Annotated in this window: 20 protein-coding genes; 3 read left to right on the top strand and 17 right to left on the bottom strand. The window is 70.7% G+C overall.

The window, feature by feature from the left end; all coding sequences use genetic code 11:
* Positions 1-51: 51 nt before the first annotated feature.
* The 14 genes from nusB to HW566_RS15335 all read right to left on the bottom strand — a co-directional run bounded on the left by nusB (position 52) and on the right by HW566_RS15335 (position 13,758).
* The gene (gene nusB / locus HW566_RS15400; RefSeq protein WP_178014356.1) at positions 52-462 is read right to left on the bottom strand and encodes a transcription antitermination factor NusB; all 411 of its coding nucleotides are present in this window, start codon (positions 460-462) and stop codon (positions 52-54) included.
* Between the two features lie 19 nt (positions 463-481).
* Positions 482-1,042 carry an elongation factor P gene (gene efp, locus HW566_RS15395; RefSeq protein WP_178014354.1) on the bottom strand — a complete coding sequence of 187 codons (561 nt, stop codon included), beginning with the start codon at positions 1,040-1,042 and terminating at the stop codon, positions 482-484.
* Positions 1,043-1,095: 53 nt separating this feature from the next.
* Complete coding sequence (gene aroQ / locus HW566_RS15390) at positions 1,096-1,539, bottom strand: type II 3-dehydroquinate dehydratase (protein WP_178014353.1); 444 nt, start codon at positions 1,537-1,539, stop codon at positions 1,096-1,098.
* A gap of 32 nt (positions 1,540-1,571) precedes the next feature.
* Positions 1,572-2,648, bottom strand: coding sequence for a 3-dehydroquinate synthase (gene aroB, locus HW566_RS15385; protein WP_178014351.1), 1,077 nt, complete (start codon positions 2,646-2,648; stop codon positions 1,572-1,574).
* On the bottom strand, positions 2,645-3,154 hold the full coding sequence (locus tag HW566_RS15380; protein WP_178014349.1) for a shikimate kinase: 510 nt from the start codon (positions 3,152-3,154) through the stop codon (positions 2,645-2,647). Before HW566_RS15380 ends, aroB begins: the two co-directional genes overlap by 4 nt.
* Positions 3,151-4,362 carry a chorismate synthase gene (gene aroC, locus HW566_RS15375; protein WP_178014347.1) on the bottom strand — a complete coding sequence of 404 codons (1,212 nt, stop codon included), beginning with the start codon at positions 4,360-4,362 and terminating at the stop codon, positions 3,151-3,153. Before aroC ends, HW566_RS15380 begins: the two co-directional genes overlap by 4 nt.
* Before the next feature lie 4 nt (positions 4,363-4,366).
* Positions 4,367-5,227 (bottom strand): shikimate dehydrogenase, encoded by an 861-nt coding sequence (locus HW566_RS15370; RefSeq protein ID WP_178014345.1) that lies wholly within the window; start codon positions 5,225-5,227, stop codon positions 4,367-4,369.
* The gene (gene mltG, locus HW566_RS15365; RefSeq protein WP_178014343.1) at positions 5,208-6,503 is read right to left on the bottom strand and encodes an endolytic transglycosylase MltG; all 1,296 of its coding nucleotides are present in this window, start codon (positions 6,501-6,503) and stop codon (positions 5,208-5,210) included. Before mltG ends, HW566_RS15370 begins: the two co-directional genes overlap by 20 nt.
* A gap of 1 nt (position 6,504) precedes the next feature.
* Entirely contained in the window at positions 6,505-6,975 is a 471-nt protein-coding gene (gene ruvX, locus HW566_RS15360) for a Holliday junction resolvase RuvX (RefSeq protein WP_178014341.1), read from the bottom strand.
* Positions 6,972-9,635 carry an alanine--tRNA ligase gene (gene alaS, locus HW566_RS15355; RefSeq protein WP_178014339.1) on the bottom strand — a complete coding sequence of 888 codons (2,664 nt, stop codon included), beginning with the start codon at positions 9,633-9,635 and terminating at the stop codon, positions 6,972-6,974. The genes ruvX and alaS overlap by 4 nt, the downstream gene beginning before the upstream one ends.
* Before the next feature lie 66 nt (positions 9,636-9,701).
* Positions 9,702-10,040 carry an ATPase gene (locus HW566_RS15350; protein WP_256728763.1) on the bottom strand — a complete coding sequence of 113 codons (339 nt, stop codon included), beginning with the start codon at positions 10,038-10,040 and terminating at the stop codon, positions 9,702-9,704.
* Between the two features lie 74 nt (positions 10,041-10,114).
* Positions 10,115-10,744: a 30S ribosomal protein S4 gene (gene rpsD, locus HW566_RS15345; RefSeq protein WP_178014335.1), complete on the bottom strand. Its 630-nt coding sequence runs from the start codon at positions 10,742-10,744 to the stop codon at positions 10,115-10,117.
* A 156-nt stretch (positions 10,745-10,900) separates the two neighbouring features.
* Complete coding sequence (locus tag HW566_RS16195; protein ID WP_178014333.1) at positions 10,901-12,433, bottom strand: tetratricopeptide repeat protein; 1,533 nt, start codon at positions 12,431-12,433, stop codon at positions 10,901-10,903.
* On the bottom strand, positions 12,430-13,758 hold the full coding sequence (locus HW566_RS15335; protein WP_178014332.1) for a replication-associated recombination protein A: 1,329 nt from the start codon (positions 13,756-13,758) through the stop codon (positions 12,430-12,432). Before HW566_RS15335 ends, HW566_RS16195 begins: the two co-directional genes overlap by 4 nt.
* A 100-nt stretch (positions 13,759-13,858) precedes the next feature.
* Between HW566_RS15335 and HW566_RS15330 the strand changes: the two genes are divergently transcribed.
* The 3 genes from HW566_RS15330 to HW566_RS15320 all read left to right on the top strand — a co-directional run bounded on the left by HW566_RS15330 (position 13,859) and on the right by HW566_RS15320 (position 16,156).
* Entirely contained in the window at positions 13,859-14,164 is a 306-nt protein-coding gene (locus HW566_RS15330) for a dioxygenase (protein ID WP_178014330.1), read from the top strand.
* A gap of 68 nt (positions 14,165-14,232) precedes the next feature.
* A complete protein-coding gene (locus HW566_RS15325; protein ID WP_178014328.1) occupies positions 14,233-15,495 on the top strand; it encodes a DUF349 domain-containing protein in 1,263 nt (420 codons plus the stop codon).
* An 88-nt stretch (positions 15,496-15,583) separates the two neighbouring features.
* Positions 15,584-16,156: an SAM-dependent methyltransferase gene (locus HW566_RS15320; RefSeq protein ID WP_178014326.1), complete on the top strand. Its 573-nt coding sequence runs from the start codon at positions 15,584-15,586 to the stop codon at positions 16,154-16,156.
* On the opposite strand, the gene HW566_RS15315 is transcribed toward HW566_RS15320, so the two are convergent.
* The 3 genes from HW566_RS15315 to secD are packed head-to-tail and all read right to left on the bottom strand — an operon-like array spanning position 16,126 to position 21,131.
* Entirely contained in the window at positions 16,126-18,378 is a 2,253-nt protein-coding gene (locus tag HW566_RS15315) for a RelA/SpoT family protein (RefSeq protein WP_178014324.1), read from the bottom strand. The two genes, HW566_RS15320 and HW566_RS15315, sit on opposite strands and share 31 nt — an antisense overlap.
* 48 nt (positions 18,379-18,426) lie before the next feature.
* Positions 18,427-19,416 carry a protein translocase subunit SecF gene (gene secF / locus HW566_RS15310; protein ID WP_178014322.1) on the bottom strand — a complete coding sequence of 330 codons (990 nt, stop codon included), beginning with the start codon at positions 19,414-19,416 and terminating at the stop codon, positions 18,427-18,429.
* Positions 19,416-21,131, bottom strand: coding sequence for a protein translocase subunit SecD (gene secD / locus HW566_RS15305; RefSeq protein ID WP_178014320.1), 1,716 nt, complete (start codon positions 21,129-21,131; stop codon positions 19,416-19,418). The genes secF and secD overlap by 1 nt, the downstream gene beginning before the upstream one ends.
* Positions 21,132-21,138 lie beyond the last annotated feature (7 nt).

Genomic DNA, 21,138 nt, shown 5'->3' with positions numbered 1-21,138 from the left:
GACCGCGACCTCACCCGACTGCCCTCCCCGCCCCGGCGACGTCGTCGCCGGTCAGGAGGCGCGGGCGACGCGGCCGAGGACGCCGTGCACGAAAGCGCTCGATCCGTCGGTGGAGAACTCCTTGGCGAGCTCGACCGCCTCGTCGATCGCTACCGCGGCGGGGACCGCCTCGTTGTAGAGGATCTCCCACACGCCCAGGCGCAGGATCGCCCGGTCGACGGCGGGCATGCGCGCGAGGGACCAGTCCTTGGCGAAGGTGGTGATCTGCTCGTCGATGTCGTCGCGATTGTCGATGACCCCGTCGATGATCTCGCGGGCGTAGAGCCAGGACGCCTCGCGTGCGGGCTCGAGAGCCGCGCGCTTGGCCTCGGCGGCCAGCGTGACGCTCAGGTCGTCGCCGCGGACGTCGGACTGGTAGAGGATGTCGAGGGCGCGCTTGCGCGCCTTGGAACGGGCACTCATGTCGAGGGCGCCGCCGCGATCAGTTCACACGGCCGAGGTAGTCGCCCGTGCGGGTGTCGACCTTCACCTTGGTGCCCTGCTCGACGAACAGCGGGACCTGGATCTCGTACCCGGTCTCGACGGTCGCCGCCTTCGTGCCGGCCGACGAGCGGTCGCCCTGCAGGCCGGGCTCGGTGTAGGTGATCTCGAGCACGACCGACGCCGGCATCTCGACGTACAGCGGGTTGCCGTTGTTCAGCGCGATCTGCACCTGCTGGTTCTCGAGGAGGAAGTTGGCGGCGTCGCCGACGGTGGCGGCCGCGACGTTGATCTGGTCGTAGTCGTCGACGTCCATGAAGACGTAGTTGTCGCCGTCGTTGTACAGGTAGGTGAAGTCGCGGCGGTCGACGTTCTCGATGTCGATCTTGGCGCCGGCGTTGTAGGTGCGGTCGACGACCTTGCCCGACATGACGTTCTTCAGCTTCGTGCGCACGAACGCCCCGCCCTTGCCCGGCTTGACGTGCTGGAACTCGATGACGTTCCAGAGCTGACCGTCGATGCTGAGGACGACGCCGTTCTTGATGTCTGCGGTCGATGCCATGAGTGTGGAGTTCCGTTCGTGAGGTCGGGCGGCCGGCAGGCCGACGATCGATTCTACGTGAGGTTGTCGAGCAGCTGCTGCGTCGCGCGCGCGTAGCCCGCGACGCCCTCGCCGATCACGTGCACCGACGCGATGTCGGCGACGTAGGAATGATGCCGGAACGACTCGCGCTCGTAGACGTTCGAGATGTGCACCTCGGCGACCGGCAGCGAGACCCCCGCGAGCGCGTCGCGGAGCACGACGGACGTGTGGGTCAGGCCGCCCGGATTGATCACGATGCCGACGCAGTCCTCACGGGCGGCGTGGATGGCGTCGATGAGCACACCCTCGTGATTGCTCTGCACCGAGCGCACCGCCACGCCGTGCTCGGCGGCGGTCGCCACCACGAGCGCCTCGACGTCGGCGAGCGTCTCGCGTCCGTAGATCTCGGGCTCGCGCGTGCCGAGCAGGTTGAGGTTGGGCCCGTTGACCAGCAGCAGACGTCGCGGGGTGCTCATGCGCCCAGCCTACCCACGCACCTCGCCCACGATCAGGCCCCGACCTCCTGGTACGCGGCGAAGAGCAGCGACTCGTCGGGGGCCTGCAGCACCGTCGGCTTGCCGATGTCGTCGAGCACGATGAAGCGGAGCATCGCACCGCGAGCCTTCTTGTCGCGCTGCATCGTCGCCAGCAGCTGGCGCCACGCGCCGGCGCGGTACGAGGTCGGCAGGCCGAGCGTCTCGAGGATGTCGCGGTGCCGCTGCGCGGCGGCATCCGGGAGCCGTCCGGCGAGGCGGGACAGCTCGGCCGCGAACATCATGCCGACCGAGATCGCGGCGCCGTGGCGCCACTGGTAGCGCTCGGCGTGCTCGATCGCGTGGCCCAGCGTGTGGCCGTAGTTGAGCACTTCGCGCAGACCTGCCTCGCGCAGGTCCTCCCCCACGACACGCGCCTTCATGTCGATCGCGAGCTCGATGCTCCTGCGGAAGGCGGGACTGTGCGGATCGACCGCCGCCTCGGCGTCGGCCTCGATGAGGTCGAGGATCTCGGGGTACCAGATGAAGCCCGCTTTGACGACCTCCGCGAAGCCCGCCACCCGCTCGTTGCGCGAGAGGCCGTCGAGCAGGTCGAGGTCGCACACCACCGCCACGGGCGGCCAGAACGCACCGACGAGGTTCTTCCCTTCGGCGGTGTTGATCCCCGTCTTGCCGCCGACCGCGGCGTCGACCATGCCGAGCACCGTCGTCGGCACCTGGACGACCGCGATCCCCCGCAGCCAGGTCGCCGCGACGAACCCGGCGAGGTCGGTCACCGCGCCGCCCCCGAACCCGACGACGGCGTCCGTGCGGGTGAAGTCCGCCTGCCCCATGACCTGCCAGCAGAACGCCGCGACCTCGACCCGCTTGCCCTGCTCGGCGTCGGGGATCTCGGCGAGCAGCACCTGTCGGTCGGAGCCGAGCACCTCGCGGAGCCGCTCGGCCTGGGCCGACAGGGTCGGCGGGTGCACGATGAGCACCTTCCGCGCGGTGTCGGGGAGCACATCGGCGACGAGGGGCAGGATGCCTCGTCCGACGGTGATGTCGTACGGCGCGTCGCCCGCGACGGAGATGACGGTGGTGTCGGTCATGACGTTGCCTCCTGCGCCCACGCCGCGATGGCGTCGACGATGTCTTGGATCGGGCCGGTCGATGTGTCGAATCGCACGGTCGCGAGCCGCTCGTACAGCTCCCGGCGGCTCTCGGCCAGCTCACGCCAGCGCGCGAGCGGGTCGTCGCCCTGCAGGAGCGGCCTGGTGGTGCCGCGCAGGCGAGACGCGATCGTCTGCGCCGAGACGGTGAGCAGCACGACCCGGAGCGCCGCGAGATCCTGCTGCGTGGCCGGATGCAGCACCGCACCGCCCCCGAGCGCGACGACACCGCCGCGCGCGAGCGCCTCCGAGACCGCCGCCCGTTCGATCTCTCGGAAGCGTGCCTCGCCGTGATCGGCGAAGAGCTTCTCGATGGGGCCGTGCGCCTGCACGACGACACCGTCGCTGTCGGTGAAGGTGGTGCCCAGCGACCGCGCCAGCTTCTTGCCGATGCTCGACTTGCCGGCCCCCATCGGCCCGATCAGGACGAGTGCGGGCTCGGTCATCCGATCGTGTCGTCGCTGAGCGCCGCCGATCGCAGCGTCTCGGGGATCGCAGCGAGGTATCCCTCGAGGTTGCGGCGGGTCTCGGCGACGCTGTCGCCGCCGAACTTCTCGAGCACCGTCTCGGCGAGGACGATGGCGACCATCGCCTCGGCGACGACGCCCGCGGCGGGCACGGCGCAGACATCGGAACGCTGGTGATGCGCCGTGGCCGACTCGCCGGAGACGACATCGACCGTGCGCAGCGCCTTCGGGATCGTCGCGATGGGCTTCATGCCCGCGCGCACCCGCAGCACGGTGCCCGTCGACATCCCGCCCTCGGTTCCGCCGGCCTTGTCCGTAGACCGTACGATCCCGTCGCCCGTTGCGAAGAGCTCGTCGTGGGCGGCCGAGCCACGGCGGCGAGTGGTCTCGAAGCCGTCGCCGACCTCGACCCCCTTGATGGCCTGGATGCCCATCAGCGCCTGCGCGAGCTTGGCGTCGAGGCGGCGGTCCCACTGCACGTGCGAGCCGAGCCCGGGCGGAAGGCCGTAGGCGAGCACCTCGACGATGCCGCCGAGGGTGTCGCCGTCCTTCTTCGCGGCGTCCACCTCGGCCACCATCGCGGCGGAGGTCTCGCCGTGGAAGCAGCGCAGCGGATCGGCGTCGAGGGCGTCGACGTCGTCGGGCGTCGGAAGCGCCGACCCGGCGGGCACCTCGACCGGGCCGATCGAGAGGGTGTGACTGACCAGACGGATGCCGAGCTCGCCGAGGAACGAGCGGGCCACAGCACCCAGCGCGACACGGGCCGCCGTCTCGCGCGCGCTGGCGCGCTCGAGGATGGGCCTGGCCTCGTCGAAGCCGTACTTCTGCATGCCCACGAGATCGGCGTGCCCCGGGCGCGGCCGGGTGAGGGGCGCCCCGCGCCCGCGGGAGCGCTCGGTGAGCTCGACGGGCTCGGGGCTCATGACCTCGACCCACTTCGGCCACTCGGTGTTGGCGATGCGCAGCGCGATGGGGCTGCCCAGGCTGAGGCCGTGGCGCACACCGGTCGAGATCGTGAGCTCGTCCTCCTCGAACTTCATGCGCGAGCCGCGGCCGTAGCCGAGCTTGCGACGGGCGAGGTCGGCCTGGATCGCGGCGCGGGTGACCGGCACGCCGGCGGGAAGACCCTCCATGAGGGCGACGAGTTCGGGGCCGTGGGATTCGCCGGCCGTGAGCACGCGGAGCATTCGTCTATCCTCCCACGAGCGCCCGCCGCATGACGGCGATCACGCTCTCCTCTCCCGGCAGGGGCTCATCGGGACTGCCCGATGCGAAGATCCGGACCTGCAGCACCGCCTGGTGCAGCAGCATGGTCATGCCCGGGTGGGCCTCCTGCGCACGGCGCCCCCACGCCTCGGCGAGCACGGTGGGCCAGGTGCCGTAGACCACGTCGTAGAGCGTGCCTCCCACGGCGGCCAGTCCGTCGGCCACGTCGGCCGGCACGGGCGCATCTCCCGGAAGCGTCGAGATCGTCAGGTCCACGATGCCCACCGGGCGATCCATCGGCGACACCGTGACGGCCAGGCCCATCGCCGCGGCCAGATCCCGCAGCGGCGCCGCCGCCCCGGGCCGTCGCGCCGAGATGTCGATCGCCCCGACCCCGATGCGCCGCAGCGCCGCGATCGCCGAGGTCGCCGTCGCCCCCGCTCCGACCACACGGGCGCGCGGGACGCCCGCGACGCCGGCCTCGGTGAGCGCGCGCGCGAGACCGCCGACGTCGGTGTTGAACGCCGCCCAGCCGTCTCCGGCGCGCACGAGCGTGTTCGCCGCACCGGTCGCCCGGGCGGCGGCATCCCGCCGTGCACCGGCGTCGTGGGCGAGCGTCTTCAGCGGCATGGTCAGCGACAGCCCGTGGACAGTCGGATCGAGCGCTGTCAGCTCGCCGCGGAACGCCGCCTCGTCGACGCGGCGCCGGTCGTACCGCCACGGCATCCCGAGCAACGCGTACGCGGCCCGGTGCAGGTCGGGCGATCGGCTGTGGCCGATCGGATCGCCCCAGACCTCGAAGCGCCGGGTCGCCGCCGCAGCCGGGTCAGCAGCCGCGGTTGTCATTCGCCTCGCACCAGGCGTTCCACTGGGCGATGCCGGCCTCGTGCTCCTCGAAGGTCTCGGAGAAGATCGTCTCGCCGGTGTCCATGTTCCAGGTCACGAAGTAGCGCCACGGCCCCTCGGCCGGACTCATCGCGGCCGAGATCGCGACGTCGCCGGGGTTGGCGATAGGACCGACGGGCAGGCCGTCGCGGACGTAGGTGTTCCACGCGTTGTCGTCCTCGAGCGCCTCCGCCGACGAGCTCGCCGTCCCGTCGTGCATCTCGCCGTAGCCGAACTGCGCGGTGGAGTCCATCTGCAGCCGCATCCCGTCGGACAGGCGGTTGGCGATCACCCGGGACACCTTGTAGAAGTCGTCGTCCAGGCGGGCCTCGCGCTGGATGATCGACGCCGTCGTGAGGATCTCCTCCCGACGTTCCGCGGGGACACCGGCCTGGTCGAGCGACTGCACGGTGCGGTCGACCATCGTCCGGACGACGTCGGCCGCGGTCAGGCCGGGATCGAACTGGTAGGTCGCCGGGAAAAGCCAGCCTTCGAGGCTGTCGGCGGGGACCCCGTAGGCCGCGGGGTCGGCCACGGCGGCCTGGAAGTCCTCCAGCGGCAGCGTCGTCCCCTCGGCGAGGATGGGCAGGGTCTGCTCGACCGTGAGTCCTTCGCGCACCTGCGCCGCGTTCTGGCGGCGGCTCTCGGGGTCGAGGATCCGCGCGAGCGCCGCCTCGGAGGTCATCCGCTGCTGCAGCGCGTAGACACCGGGCTGGAACGGCGGATCCTGCACCGTCGCGATGAGGTGGTCGTAGAAGGCCGTCGGGGTCTTCGTCACGCCCTGTTCGTACAGGGTCTCCGAGATCGTGGAGCCGGTGTCGCCGTCGACGACGGTGACGAGGACTTCGCCGGTCGCCTCCCCGGCCTCGTAGTCCTTCGGCTCCTCCCACCCCATCACCGAGCGGATCTGGGTCTCGTAGGTGGACCAGACCCAGGCTGCGCCGGCGCCGATGCCGCCGACGATCGCCAGGATGACGATGAAGAAGACCCACTTGGCGATGCGGCTCTTGCGGCGATCGCGGTCGTCGCGACTGGGAACCCGGCCGACCTCCTGGGTGCTGACCTCGCCGGTGAACAGGGCGTCGAGCGTCCCGGCGGCGGGCGTTCCGGCGTGACCGGCAGTTCCGCTGCGATGATCGGATGCCGCCACGGGCGGCTGCGACGGGTGGGGCGCGGCCGTGCGGGCGGCGCGGCGGCTCGTCGGCGTGGGGCCGTCGTACGGCGGGCGGTCAGTCATGTCAGGGGTGCTCCTGCGAGGATGCGATGGAAGCACCGGCCGGGTTCCCGGTGCTTTTCTCGACGTCGAGTGCCTGCTGGAGGAGCACTACGGCGGCGACCTGGTCAACAATGCTACGAGACGAACGCTGGGATCGACCCGAACCCCGCAAAGCAGCGTGGGCGCTGACGGTGCTGAGACGCTCGTCGATCAGCCGGACGCGGTGCCCCGCATCGGCCAGATCCTGCGCGAATGCACGCGCGTCGGCGGTCGATGCGGTCTCGCGTCCGCTGAGCGCGACCGGGAGTCCGACGACGAGCTCGAAGGCGTCGTACTCCGCGGCGATCGCCGCGATGCGGGCGAGGTCGCCCGGCCCGCGGGGCACGGTCTCGATCGGCACCGCCAGGAGCCCGTCGCGGTCCGAGCGGGCCACGCCGATACGCGCGGTGCCGACGTCGATGCCCAGCCGCACTCCCGGACGGAATCCGCTCACAGGCCGCCCGCCGCCCGGCGGACCGCGCTGAGAGCCGCGGGCAGTGCAGCCGGATCGGTGCCACCGCCCTGGGCGACGTCGTCGCGCCCGCCGCCGCCACCGCCGAGCGTGCCCGCCGCGACCTTGGCCAGCGCGCCGGCCTTGGCTCCCGCGGCACGAGCGCGGTCGTTGGTCGCCACGACGACGACCGGGCGCTCCCCCACCACGGCGCCGAGCGCGACGATCGCGGCGGTCTCGGAGCCGAGCCGGTCGCGCACCTGCAGCGCGAGCGTGCGGACGTCGTCGGCGGATCCGGCCGAGCCCAGCGACTCGGCCACGACCTGGAACGCCCCGGCAGCGGACGCCGTGGCCACCAGCTGCGGCAGCCGGTCGGCGAGGGCGCGGGCTTCGAACTGCGCGATGCGCTTCTCCGCCGCCTTCAGGCTCGCAGCCAGTTCGGCGATGCGGGTGGGGAGCTGGTCGCGCGGCGTCTTCAGCGAGCTGGTGAGCTGCGAGACGATGGCGCGTTCGGCGGCGAGCTCGCGGAAGGCGTCCTGGCCGACGAGCGCCTCGACGCGACGGTTGGACGCGCCCACGGACGACTCGCCGACGAGGTTGATGAGCCCCACCTCGGCGCTGGAGGAGACGTGGGTGCCGGCGCAGAGCTCGCGCGACCACGGCCCGCCGATGTCGACCATGCGCACGGTCTCGCCGTACTTCTCCCCGAACAGCGCCATCGCGCCGGCCGCCTTGGCCTCGTCGAGCGACATGATGCGCGTCGTGACCTCGAGGTTCTCGCGCACCGCGTTGTTGGCGATCTCCTCGATCTCGGTCCGGGTCTCGGGTGACAGCGACTGCCCCCAGGAGAAGTCGAACCGCAGGTAGCCGGCACGGTTGAGCGAGCCCGCCTGGGTCGCGCTCTTGCCGAGGGTGTCGCGGAGCGCGGCGTGCACGAGGTGGGTCGCGGAGTGCGCCTGCTGCGCAGCGCGGCGGTTCGCGGCATCCACGATCGTCGTCGCGGCCTCGCCGACGGCCACCTCGCCGCTGGTCACCTCGACGGTGTGGCTCACCAGTCCGGCGACGGGCTTCTGGACGTCGAGGACTTCGAGCTCGTAGCCCGGGCCGACGATGATGCCCTTGTCGGCGACCTGGCCGCCCGACTCGGCGTAGAGGGCGGTCTCACCGAGGATGACCTCGGCGATCTGCCCCTGCGTCGCGCGGTCGACGGAGACGCCTCCGACGAGCAGCCCCAGGACCGTCGTGCCGGTCTCGAGCTCGGAGTAGCCGGTGAAGACGGTCTCGCCGCGGGCACGGAAGTCCCGGTAGACGCTGGTGTCGGCCAGCTGGCCCTTGCGTGAGCGCGCGTCGGCCTTCGCCCGCTCGCGCTGCTCCTGCATGAGCGTGTCGAACGCGCCGCGGTCGACGCTCAGGCCGGCCTCCTCGACGATCTCGAGGGTGAGGTCGATCGGGAAGCCGTACGTGTCGTGGAGCAGGAACGCCTGCGCGCCGCTCAGGCGCTCGCCCCCCTGCGCCTTCGTCTGCGCGACCGACTCGTCGAGCAGCTCCGAGCCGGCCTCGAGCGTGCGCAGGAAGGTCGCCTCCTCGGCCAGCGCGTACTGCGACAGGCGGGCGTAATCCGTCTCGACGACCGGGTACGACTCCTTCATCGCGTCCCGCGACGCCGCGAACAGCTCGGCGAAGCTCGGGCCGTCGACGCCCAGCAGCCGCATCGAGCGGATGGCGCGACGCATGAGCCGTCGCAGGATGTAGCCGCGTCCGTCGTTGGAGGGCGTGACGCCGTCGGAGAGCAGCATGAGCGAGGACCGCACATGATCGGCGATGACGCGGAAGCGCACGTCGTCCTCGTGGTCGGCCCCGTAGGTCTTGCCCGACAGCTCCACGGCCTTGTCGAGGACGGGGCGCACCTGGTCGGTCTCGTACATGTTGTCGACGCCCTGCTTGATGAAGGCGACGCGCTCGAGCCCCATGCCGGTGTCGATGTTCTTGTTCGGAAGCTCACCGACGATCGTGAAGTCGTACTTCGATCGCACATCGGTGATCTCGTACTGCATGAAGACGAGGTTCCAGATCTCGACGTAGCGGTCGTCGTCGGTGGCCGGGCCGCCGTCGATGCCGTACGCGGGACCGCGGTCGAAGAAGATCTCCGAGCACGGACCGGCCGGCCCGGGCAGCCCCGTGCTCCAGTAGTTGGTGTCCTTGCCCAGTCGCTGGATCCGCTCGTCGGGGAGCGTGGAGTGGGTCAGCCAGAGGTCGCGGGCTTCGTCGTCGTCCTCATAGACGGTGACCCAGAGGTCCTTCGGGTCGAAACCGAGGCCGCCCTCCGACTCGGGCGAGGTGAGCAGCTCCCACGCGAAGGAGATCGCCCCCTCCTTGAAGTAGTCGCCGAACGACCAGTTGCCGAGCATCTGGAAGAAGGTGCCGTGGCGAGGGGTCTTGCCGACCTCCTCGATGTCGTTCGTACGGATGCACTTCTGCACGTCGGCGGCCCGCGCGTAGGGCGCGGGCACGTCGCCCGAGAGGTAGGGGATGAAGGGCACCATCCCGGCGACCGTGAACAGCAGCGCGGGGTCGTCGGTGACGAGCGAGGCGGAGGGCACGATGGTGTGCCCCTTCTTCTGGAAGTAGTCCAGGTAGCGCTGGGCGATCTCGGCGGTCTTCATCGGGGTCCTTCGGCAGGCAGGCGTCGGCGTCGCGTCCGAACGGGCGCGACGCGGCAGGGGAAAAGGTCAGGCGGAGGGCTTGTCGTCGGTGGTGTCGGCCGCGTCGACGGCATCCTTCACCGCTTCGATCGCTTCGGACGCCGTCGCCTCGGCGGCGCCCACGGCCTGAGCCGCGGCCTGGCCGATGGGTCCCAGAGCGTCCGAGGCGGCGTCCTTGACGTCTGCGGCGAGGCCCTCGATGCGGGCCTCCTGGTCGCGGTACGCGTCACCGATGCGGTCTGTGAACTCCGAGATGCGTGCGTCGACTTCGGCGAGCATCTCGTGACCGCGCGGGTCCTTGTTGATCACGTGCGCGGCGACGAATCCGCCGGCGACGCCCAAAACGAACCACAGCGCGTTCCTCATGGCATCCATGTTAGGCGCAAAGCACGAAGGGCGCCGGGGAACCCCGACGCCCTTCGTGGCGATGATGCTGGAGATCAGCGCGCTGCGTAGTACTCCACGACGAGCTGCACGTCACAGGTGACGGGCACCTCGGCACGCTTCGGGCGACGCACGAGGCGCGCCTGCAGCTTGTCGAGCTCGACCTCGATGTAGCCCGGGACCGGGGGCAGGACGTCGGCGTGACCGCCGGCGGCTGCGACCTGGAACGGCTCGAGCGACTCGCTCTTCTCCTTGACGTGGATGAGCTGGCCCGGCTTGACGCGGAACGAGGGGCGGTCCACGAGCTGGCCGTCGACCTTGATGTGACGGTGCACGACGAGCTGGCGGGCCTGGGCGGTCGTGCGGGCGAAGCCGGCACGGACGACGAGCGCGTCCAGACGCATCTCGAGCAGCTCGACGAGGTTCTCACCCGTCAGGCCGTCCTTGCGGCGGGCCTCGTTGAAGGTGTTGCGCATCTGCTTCTCGCGGATGCCGTACTGCTCGCGCAGACGCTGCTTCTCACGCAGACGGACGGCGTAGTCGCTGTCGGCCTTGCGCTTGGTGCGGCCGTGCTCACCCGGAGCGTAGGGACGCTTCTCGAGGTAGCGGGCGGCCTTCGGGGTCAGTGCGATGCCGAGGGCGCGCGAGAGGCGCACCTTGCGGCGGTCCTGAGACTTCGTGGTCACGAAGTTCTCCTTCCGATGACGTGGTCGTGTCGCTCACGACTCACGGACGTATCTCCGTCTCCTCGCCCGTCTCGGACTGCACGCCGGAGCACGCCGAGAGGTCTTGATCGGAGGAGAGGGATGCCCGAAAACTGGGCTTCGAGCCGGTCGAGTCTATCAGACCGCGTCCGCGGCGACCGCGGCGGCGATGTCGAGGATGCCCTCGGGGTAGAAGGCCGGCGATCCCGAGCGCAGCTGCTCGATCGGATACCAGCCGACGGTCGTGTCGCCGTCGAGCACAGCGAGCCGGTCGGTCACCGGGAGCGCCTCGAGGGAGGCGCTGCGCACCGCGAAGACGTGCACGATCTCGTGGCCCCGTTTCTGCGGGCGGTCGAAGATGTTCTCCGTCACCGCGAGCAGGCGGAGATCGTCGACCTCGGCAGCGAGTTCCTCGCGCAGTTCGCGCCGCATCGCGGCGGCCGCGGTCTCGCCGAACTCGATGCCGCCACCCGGTGCGCGGAGGAATCCGGGGGCGCCGGCTTCCGCCGGATACTCCTCGGCGAGCACGTGGCCGTCCGTGACGATGACGGCCACCGAGATCGCGCGGACGCGCGGGGGCGCGGTCAACTCGGCGGCATAGGCCCCGACGGAGCGGCGATACGCCGGAAGGTGGGGTACGAGAGCGCGCAGCGCCGTGCGCAGCGCGGGCGCCGGCTTCTGATCGCTGAACAGTGCGAGCGCCTCGAAGGCCCGCGCGGCGTCGACCAGCGGGTCGTCGTCGGGGAAGCGGTGCAGGAGAGCGAGCGCACCCGAGGGGTCGCCGACGTTGCGCAGCGAGCTGGCCAGCTGGATGATGCACGCCGAGCGACGTTCGCCGGCGAGCCCGGCATCCAACGCGGCGCGGTAGAGGGGGATCGCGGCGGCCTCCTCCCCGAGGAAGTCGTGCAGCGAGCCGCGTTCGTAGGCCGCCACGGCGTCGGACACAGGGTGATCCGCGAGCAGTCGGTCGAGCTCGGCGCCGAGTCGGGCGGGCTCCTTGTCCTCGGCCTCCCGCCAGAAGCGGTCGAACGGGTCTGCGGGAGCAGCGGCCTCGCCCGCCGAGCCGTCGGCCGGGAACGCGACGAGCAGCGCGCGCACGCGGCGCTGCAGGTCCACGAGGGACGGCTCCGACACGGCGGCCCGCGCGAACGCGTGGAGCCCGCGCACGGCGGAGCCGCCGTCGCTGAGCTCCCCCGCCGTGAGGTGGTCGAGGAGCACGGGCGCCGCGATGGTCCGCACTCGGCCGCTCTCGTGCTCGCCCCACGTCGGCGCGGCCACGAGGACGCAGTCCGCGGCGACGAGCACGTGACGGCGCCGGGTGCCGTTGGCCGCCGCCCACTCCGAGCCGGCGTGGAAGACCGGGCCGGCGTGGTAGCCGGTCTCCTCGAGGAGTTCGCGGATGCCCGCGGCGACGGCATCCTCTCCCGGGTCGATCAGGCCGCCGGGCAGTTCGCCGAGAATCCGCGCCGGGCCGACCCGGTACTGGTCGAACAGCACCACCGTGTCATCGGGGGTGAACGCGACGACGATGACGGTGTCGCCGATCTCGACGACGTCCCAATCGCTCTCGCTGCCGTCGGGCAGCCGGTACCGATCGCGTCGCACCCGGACGTAGCCCTGGTAGGCCGTCTCCGATCCCACCCTCGACCACGGCTGCGCCTGGTCGGTCATGCTCCATCCCCCAGGATCTTGCGGAGCTTGTCGACGCGCGCCCCGATGTCGCGCTCGACGCCGCGGTTCGTCGGCTGGTAGTAGCGGCGACCGCGGAGCTCGTCGGGCAGGTACTGCTGGGTGGCCACACCGACGTCGAGGTCGTGGGGGTAGATGTAGCCCTTGCCGTGGCCGAGCCGCTTGGCGCCGGCGTAGTGAGCGTCGCGCAAGTGCAGCGGCACGCGTCCGAAACCGCCCGCGCGGACGTCGGCGATCGCGGCGTTGATGGCGTTGTACGCCGCGTTCGACTTGGCAGTCGTGGCGAGGTACGCGGTGGCCTCCGCCAGCGGGATGCGGCCCTCGGGCATGCCGATGAACGCGACGGCATCAGCCGCGGCCACCGCGATGGACAGGGCCTGCGGGTCGGCGAGCCCGATGTCCTCGGATGCCGAGATGACGAGGCGGCGGGCGATGAAGCGCGGGTCTTCGCCGGCCTCGATCATCCGCGCGAGGTAATGCATGGCCGCGTCGACGTCCGAGCCGCGGATCGACTTGATGAAGGCGCTGATGACGTCGTAGTGCTCGTCGCCCTGCCGGTCGTAGCGCAGGAGCGCCCGGTCGACCGCCTGAGCGACATGGTCGGCCGTGACCGCCGGGGCCTCGCCCTCGCCCGGCTCGGCCATCGTCGCGGCGGCCTCGAGCGAGGTCAGGGCACGACGGGCGTCGCCGGACGCGAGCCGGACGAGCGCCGTCCGCGCCTCGTCGTCGAGCGTCACGGCACCGGCGAGTCCCCGGGCATCGGTCACGGCCCGGTCGATGAGCCCGCCCAGGTCGTCGTCGCTGAGCGGCTTGAGCGTCAGCAGGAGCGAACGCGAGAGAAGCGGCGCCACCACGGAGAACGACGGGTTCTCGGTGGTGGCGGCGATCAGCAGGACCCATCCGTTCTCGACGCCCGGAAGAAGGGCGTCCTGTTGCGCCTTCGTGAAGCGATGGATCTCGTCGAGGAAGAGGATGGTGGCGATCCCGTAGAGATCGCGCTGCGTCATGGCGTCCTGCATGACCTCGCGCACGTCCTTCACGCCGGCCGTCACCGCCGACAGCTCGACGAAGCGTCGGCCGGACGAGCGCGCGATCGCCTGCGCCAGTGTCGTCTTGCCGGTGCCCGGTGGACCCCAGAGGATCACCGACACCGCTCCGCTGCGGTTGCCGTCGGGCGACGCCAGAGCGACCAGCGGCGAACCCGGGCGCAGCAGATGGCCTTGGCCCGCGACCTCGTCGAGCGAGGTCGGGCGCATGCGCACCGCCAGCGGCGTCTGCCCGGTGAACAGCGCGCTGGAGTCGGTCATCCCCCCAGGCTATCCGCGACCGGGGACAGGGGGGTTTTGTCGCCGCGACGCGGGGCGCCGTAGGCTTGAGCGGCCCGTGAAGCGGGCTCGAGGAGGCATCGTGGCAGGTCGCGGCAGGAACCGGGACGATCGTGCGGCTCAGGAGCGCGCCCGGGTCTACGCGGCTCGGCGCGAGTTCCACGCGGGCCTCGCGCGGCGTCGCACGCGCGACAACCTCGTCGCCGCCGTCGGCGGGGGTGCGCTCATCCTCGCCGTGCTGGCCGGCCAGACCGCCTACTTCACACTCGGTCCCGGCGTCCCGGCGCCCGCTGACACGCCGTCTCCGACGCCCACGGCGACCACGCCTGCCTCACCCGCGCCTTCTCCGACCGGCGAGCCGTCCCCGACGTCGATCCCGACGCCCTGACGCCCCGCGTACTAGGCTGTCGTGCGACCTGACCCCCATGCGGCGCGAGCCGCGACGAGGTGCCTTCCGTGACTTCCACCCCTGACTCCACGATCACCCCCGCCGACGACGCCCCGTGGGGTCGCGTCGACGACGACGGCACCGTCTCGGTGCGCGAGGGAGATCAATGGCGCGTCGTCGGCCAGTACCCCGACGGCACGCCCGACGAGGCGCTCGCCTATTACAAGCGCAAGTTCTCCGACCTCGCCGGCGAGGTGGCCCTCGTCGAGGTCCGCCACCGCCGCGGCGGGGCGTCGGCCTCGGATCTGCGGTCCACCGTGACCGCCCTCCGCTCGCGCGTGACCGGCGCCGCCGCCGTCGGCAACCTCGCCGCGCTCGAGACCCGACTGGTCGCGCTCGAGACCGAGCTGAACGCGGCGTCCGAGGCCGAGGCCGTCGAAGCCAAGCAGGCCCTCGACGCGGCCATCGCCGAGCGGACCTCCCTCGTCGAGGCCATCGAGGCGATCGCCGCACGCGACCCGAAGTCGATCCAGTGGAAGCAGACCTCCGCCGAGGTCACCGAGCTGTTCGAGCGCTGGCAGCGCCACCAGGCCGACGGCCCGCGACTGCCGCGCGGCGTCGGCCAGCAGCTGTGGAAGCGGTTCCGGGACGCCCGGTCCATCATCGATCGGCATCGCCGCGAGTTCTACGCGAGCCTCGACGAGACCCACAAGGGCGCGCGCGACGCGAAGCAGCGGCTCATCGAGCGCGCCGAGTCCCTCGCCCCCCGCGGTGAGGACGGCATCGGCGCGTACCGCGAGCTGCTCGACCAGTGGAAGCTCGCCGGCCGCGCCGGCAAGAAGGCCGACGACGCCCTGTGGGCGCGTTTCAAGGCCGCCGGTGACGCCCTCTACGGCGCGCGCGCCGAGCGAGAGAGCGCGGACGCCGAAGCCTCGAAGGAGAAGATCGTCGCCAAGCGCGCCCTCCTCGACGAGGCCGCCGCCGTGGGCGCCGAGAAGGACACCGCTGCCGCGCGTTCCCTGCTGACGGGCATCCAGCGCCGATGGGACGAGATCGGACGCATCTTCCCCCGCGAGCAGGAGCGGGCGCTCGACGACGAGCTGCGCAAGATCGAGCAGACCGTGCGCGCGCGCGAGGACGCCGATTGGAAGAACAACAATCCCGAGACGAAGGCGCGACAGGGAGACATGCTCTCGCAGCTCCACGACGCCATCGACAAGCTCCAGGCCGAGCTCGCGGCGGCCGAGGCGTCGGGTGACAAGCGCGCCATCGCCGAGGCGAAGGAGGCTCTCAGCGCGCGCAAGGCGTGGCTGAGCGCACTCGGCGGCTGACGCCTCCCCGGGCCAAGGCCCGGCCCCGCTGTCCACAGCGCGACGGAGATCGCCGCACAGTCCGGTGCTCGTCGACGAGACTGACGGCATGGCATGGCCGTTCCTGTACCTCCCCGGCGACACCCTCTCGGCGACCGAGCTGGCGGCGGCGCGCCTCGACGGCGACGTCGTCGAGGTCGGCGAAGGCTTCATCCCCGCGGACGCGGTCGAGACGGCGGAGCTGCGAGCCGCGTCGCTGGGCCCGCTCCTCGGGTCCGGTCTCGCACTGACCCACGCCTCGGCGGCGTGGGTGCACGGGGCGCTGGGCGATCCCCCGGCTCGTCACAGCGTCCAGCGCAGCAGCGAACGTCGGCGCAACGCGGTGATCGACGCCCGACTGCACTATCGCGACCTCCGCGTGCCGCCCGACGAGGTCCAGGTCATCGGCGGGATCCCCGTCACGACGCCTCCGCGCACGCTCGGCGACCTCGTTCGCGAGGATCTCGCCGCGGGACGCCGCGTGGCCGACGCCGCGCACGCCATGATCGCGGCATTCCCCGGGCTCGCCGCAGCGGCGGTCGCCGCGCTCGAGCTCGCCGGCCCCGTCGCGCACAAGCGAGCCACGCTCGCCTGGCTGCGGCGGCGTGCGGCTCAGGACGAGGTGACCCGGTACACGTCGTAGACCGCGTCGATGCGCCGCACGGCGTTGAGCACCCGGTCCAGGTGCACCGTGTCCCCCATCTCGAACACGAACCGGCTCAGCGCCAGGCGGTCGTTGTTGGTCTGAACCGACGCCGAGAGGATGTTGACGTGGTGCTCGCTGAGCACACGCGTCACGTCGCTGAGCAGACCCGAGCGGTCGAGCGCCTCGACCTGGATCTGCACCAGGAACAGGCTCTTGGTCGTGGGTGCCCAGGTCACCTCGATGAGACGCTCGGGATCCTGCATGAGCGACTCGACGTTGGTGCAGTCGGCACGATGCACCGACACACCGCTGCCTCGCGTGACGAATCCGACGATCTCGTCACCGGGAACGGGGGTGCAGCACTTCGCCAGCTTGACCAGGATGTCGGGCGCGCCCCGCACGAGGATGCCCGAATCGCTGTCGCGCTTCTGGCGGGACCGGCCGACGGCGGGAAGCTCGATCGGTCCGGTGGACGTGTCCTCCTCGGCACGGACGAGGGCGGTCACCTTCTCGATGACCGACTGCGTCGAGACGTGCCCTTCGCCGACGGCGGCGTAGAGCGCCGTGACGTCCTCGTAGCGCAGCTGGTGGGCGACCTCGCTGAACGCGTCCTGGCCCATCAGGCGCTGCAGCGGCAGGTTCTGTCGGCGCATCGCGCGGGCGATGGCGTCCTTGCCCTGCTCCACGGCTTCCTCGCGGCGCTCCTTCGTGAACCAGCCACGGATCTTGTTGCGCGCGCGGGTGCTCTTGACGAAGCCGAGCCAGTCCTGGCTGGGGCCCGCATCGGGGTTCTTCGAGGTGAACACCTCGACCACGTCACCGCTCGACAGCGTCGACTCCAGCGGCACGAGGCGACCGTTGACCTTCGCCCCCATCGTGCGGTGGCCGACCTCCGTGTGCACCGCGTACGCGAAGTCGACGGGGGTCGCGCCCGCGGGCAGGCCGATGACCCGGCCCTTGGGTGTGAAGACGTAGACCTCTTTCGCGCCGATCTCGAAGCGGAGCGAATCGAGGAACTCGCCCGGGTCGGCCGTCTCGGCCTGCCAGTCGGAGATGTGCGCGAGCCACGCCATGTCGTTGTCGAGCGCCTTGGCGTCGGACTTGCCGCCGGCCAGCCGCTCCTTGTACTTCCAGTGCGCGGCCACGCCGAATTCGGCCTGCTGGTGCATCTCGTGCGTGCGGATCTGGATCTCGACCGTGCGACCGCTCGGACCGATGACCGTCGTGTGCAGCGACTGGTAGAGATTGAACTTCGGCGTCGCGATGTAGTCCTTGAAGCGTCCCGGCAGCGGCGTCCATCGTGCGTGGATCGACCCGAGCACGGCGTAGCAGTCGCGCACGGTGGTCACCAGCACGCGGATTCCGATGAGGTCGTAGATGTCGTCGAACTCGCGACCGCGGACGACCATCTTCTGGTACACCGAGTAGAGCTGCTTCGGGCGCCCCATCACCCGGCCGCGGATGCGCAGCTCGCGCAGGTCGCTCTCGACCGCGTCGATGACGGTCTGCAGGTACTGCTCGCGCTGCGGCGTGCGCTGCTTGACGAGGCTGTCGATCTCGGCGTAGAGCTTGGGGTGCAGCACCGCGAACGACAGGTCCTCGAGCTCGCTCTTGATCGCCTGGATGCCGAGACGATGAGCCAGCGGCGCGTAGATCTCGAGCGTCTCGGTGGCCTTCTTCGCTGCCTTCTCCGGCGGCACGAACCCCCAGGTGCGAGCGTTGTGCAGGCGGTCGGCCAGCTTGATGAGCAGCACGCGTATGTCGCGCGACATCGCGACGATCATCTTCCGGACGGTCTCGGCCTGGGCTGCGTCGCCGTACTTGACCTTGTCGAGCTTGGTCACGCCGTCGACGAGCATCGCGACCTCGTCGCCGAACTCGGCCGTCAGCTGGTCGAGGCCGTAGGACGTGTCTTCGACGGTGTCGTGCAGCAGCGCCGCGGCGATCGCCCGCGGGCCGAGACCCAGCTCGGCGAGGATCTGCGCGACCGCGAGCGGGTGCGTGATGTAGGGCTCGCCGCTCTGCCGCTTCTGCTGAGCGTGGGCGCGTGCCGCCGTCTGGTAGGCGCGATCGACGATCGCGATGTCGCCCTTGGGATGGTGCGCACGAACCGTGCGCACCAGCTGCTCGAGCCCCTCGCGTGGGGCTGCCCGCGAGAAAATGCGCGGCACCAGGCGCCGCAGCGAGCTCTGGGCAGGGGGCGGAGTGATCTCGGTCATGCCTTCACCTCCGCCATCCGGATCACGAGTCTACGCGCGTCCGGTCGATCAGGCCGCGACCGCGGCACGCTCGCGCGACTCGCGGACGCGCGCGTCGTTCGCCTTGATGTCGGGCTCGTTCTCGCGCAGCAGGGCGAACAGCGGGACAGCCACGAACAGCGTCGAGTAGGCCGCGACGAGCGTGCCGACGAAGATCGACAGCGAGATGTCGGTGAGCGTCTGCGCCCCCAGCCAGAGCGCCCCGATGAACAGGATCGCACCGGTGGGCAGCGCCGCGACGATCGTCGTGTTGATCGAACGCACGAGCGTCTGATTGGCCGCGAGGTTGACGGACTCCCCGAACGTGCGGCCCGACTTCTCGCCGTCCTCGAAGGTGTTCTCCCGCACCTTGTCGAACACGACCGTCGTGTCGTAAAGCGAGTACGACAGGATCGTCAGGAACCCGATGACGGCGGCCGGCGAGATCTCGAAGCCGAACAGCGAGTACGCGCCCACCGTGATGACGAGGACGTCGACGAGGCCGATGATCGCGGCGACCGACATCTTCCAGGTGCGGAAGTACAGCGCCAGGATGAGGAAGGTCAGCGCGAGGAAGATCGCCAGACCCCAGAGGGACTGACGGGTGACGTCCTGGCCCCAGCTCGGGCCGATGAACGACGAGCTGACCTCGGCCGTGGGCACCTCGTACGCCTCGGCGAGCTGCGCGGTGACCTCGAGGGTCTCGGCGTTCGACATCTGATCGGTCTGCACGCGCACGGCGTCCTCGCCGATCGTGGTGACCTTGGTGCCGGCACCCGGAACGATCGCCTGCACGGCCTCGGTGGCCAGCAGCTGATCGGTGTTCGACACGTTGGTGACGGTGAACTGCGACCCGCCGGTGAACTCGATGGAGAACTGCGGCGGCTTCACGATCAGCACCAGCACCGAGGCGAGCACGAGTGCCGCGGCGATGATGAACCAGAGGGTCCGACGAGCGACGAACGGGAACGAGAGCTTCCCGGTGTAGAGGTCGTTGCCGAAGCTGTTGAAGAAACGCATCAGTCGTTGTCCCCCGTCGCGCCGCGCGAATCGGCGGTCGTCTGTTCCGCGCGCTTGCGCTCGGCGATCGTCTGCCGCCGCTCCGCCTCGCCACGCGATTTCTCGGCCCGTCGTCCGGCCGCGGTCTTGGCTCCCGCCGCGACCGGGGCGCGGAACTGGGCCCGGCCGCGATAGACCGCACCCAGCGCCTCGGGATCGAGACCCGAGAGCTTGTGGCCGGAGCCGAAGAACCGCGTGCGCACGAGCAGTTGCAGCACCGGGTGGGTGAAGAGGATGAAGATCAGGATGTCGATCGCGGTCGTCAGGCCCAGCGTGAACGCGAAGCCCTTCACCGTCGAGTCCGCGAGGATGTAGAGCACGACGGCTGCCAGGATGTTGATCGACTTCGAGATGTAGATCGTGCGCTTCGCCCGCGACCAGCCGTCTTCGACCGCGCTGGTGATCGACTTGCCGTCGCGCAGCTCGTCTCGTATTCGCTCGAAGTAGACGATGAACGAGTCGGCGGTGAAGCCGATGGTCACGATCAGACCGGCGACGCCGGCGAGCGAGAGACGGAAGCCCATGCGCCACGCGAGGATCGCGAGCGCCGCATAGGTGAGCACCGCCATCACGACGAGCGAGGCGATGATGACCGTGCCCAGCGCGCGGTAGACCACGAGCGAGTAGATCGCGACCAGCCCGAGCCCGATGAGGCCGGCGATGAGTCCGATCTGGAGCTGCTGCGAACCGAGGGTCGCCGAGATCGTGTTCGTGCTCTGCACCTCGAAGCTCAGCGGCAGCGCGCCGAACTTCAGCTGGTCCGCCAGCACCTTCGAGCTGTCCTGATCGAACGATCCGGTGATCGACGGCTTGCCGGTGAGGATGACGGCATCCATCGACGGAGCCGACAGGACGTCGCCGTCGAGGACGAAGGCGAACTGGTTGAGCGGCGGCTGCTGCCCGTAGAGCCGCTGGCTGATCTCGCCGAAGGTCTCGGTGCCCTGCTGATTGAACGTGATGTTCACGGCCCAGCGCCCGGTCTGCTGCTCGAGACCGTTCGTCGCGTCGTTGATCGACGATCCGTCGAGCTCGACCGGGCCGAGGATGTACTTCGCCGCCCCCGTGCGGTCGCACGTGATCAGCGGCTGATCGGCCGGCGCGTCGGCCGGGTCGTTCGCCGAATCGGCGCAGTCGTAGGCGAGGAACTGCGCCTGCAGGGCCTCGGTGATCCAGGCCGGGTCGCTGCCGTTGGTGGGCTCGGTGGCCGGCGTCGACGGCAGCGTCGGATCGGGCGTCGGGTACGGGGTCTCGTTGCCGTCCTCGCCGACGAACGTCGTCGCGGGCGAGCCGGTGTAGAGCACGGCGCGCAGCTGCAGCTGCGCCGAGGCCTCGATGCGCTCGCGCGTCTCGTCATCGACCTCGCCGGGCAGCTGCACGACGATCTGGTTGCCGGCCTGCGTGGCGATGTCCGCCTCGACCAGGCCCGACGCGTCGACGCGCTGGCGGATGATCGAGGCCGCCTGCTGCATCTGCTCGGGCGAGGGCGTCGCCCCCTCGGACTGCGCCTCGAGGATGATCTGCGTCCCGCCCTGGAGGTCGAGCGCGAGCTCGGGTGCCCAGGAGCTGCCCTTGAACACGTAGACGCCGAGGGCGTTGATGCCGAACAGCACTGCCGTCAGGACGATGAGTCCGGTCAGCGCGCGCCAGGCACGGCGCACAGGTGTGGAAGTCGCCACGGGTAGG

It is taken from the genome of Microbacterium oleivorans, from assembly GCF_013389665.1.
Taxonomy (GTDB): domain Bacteria; phylum Actinomycetota; class Actinomycetes; order Actinomycetales; family Microbacteriaceae; genus Microbacterium; species Microbacterium oleivorans_C.
Note: the sequence above shows the minus strand (reverse complement) of the source record. Positions and strands in the feature narration are given on the sequence as shown.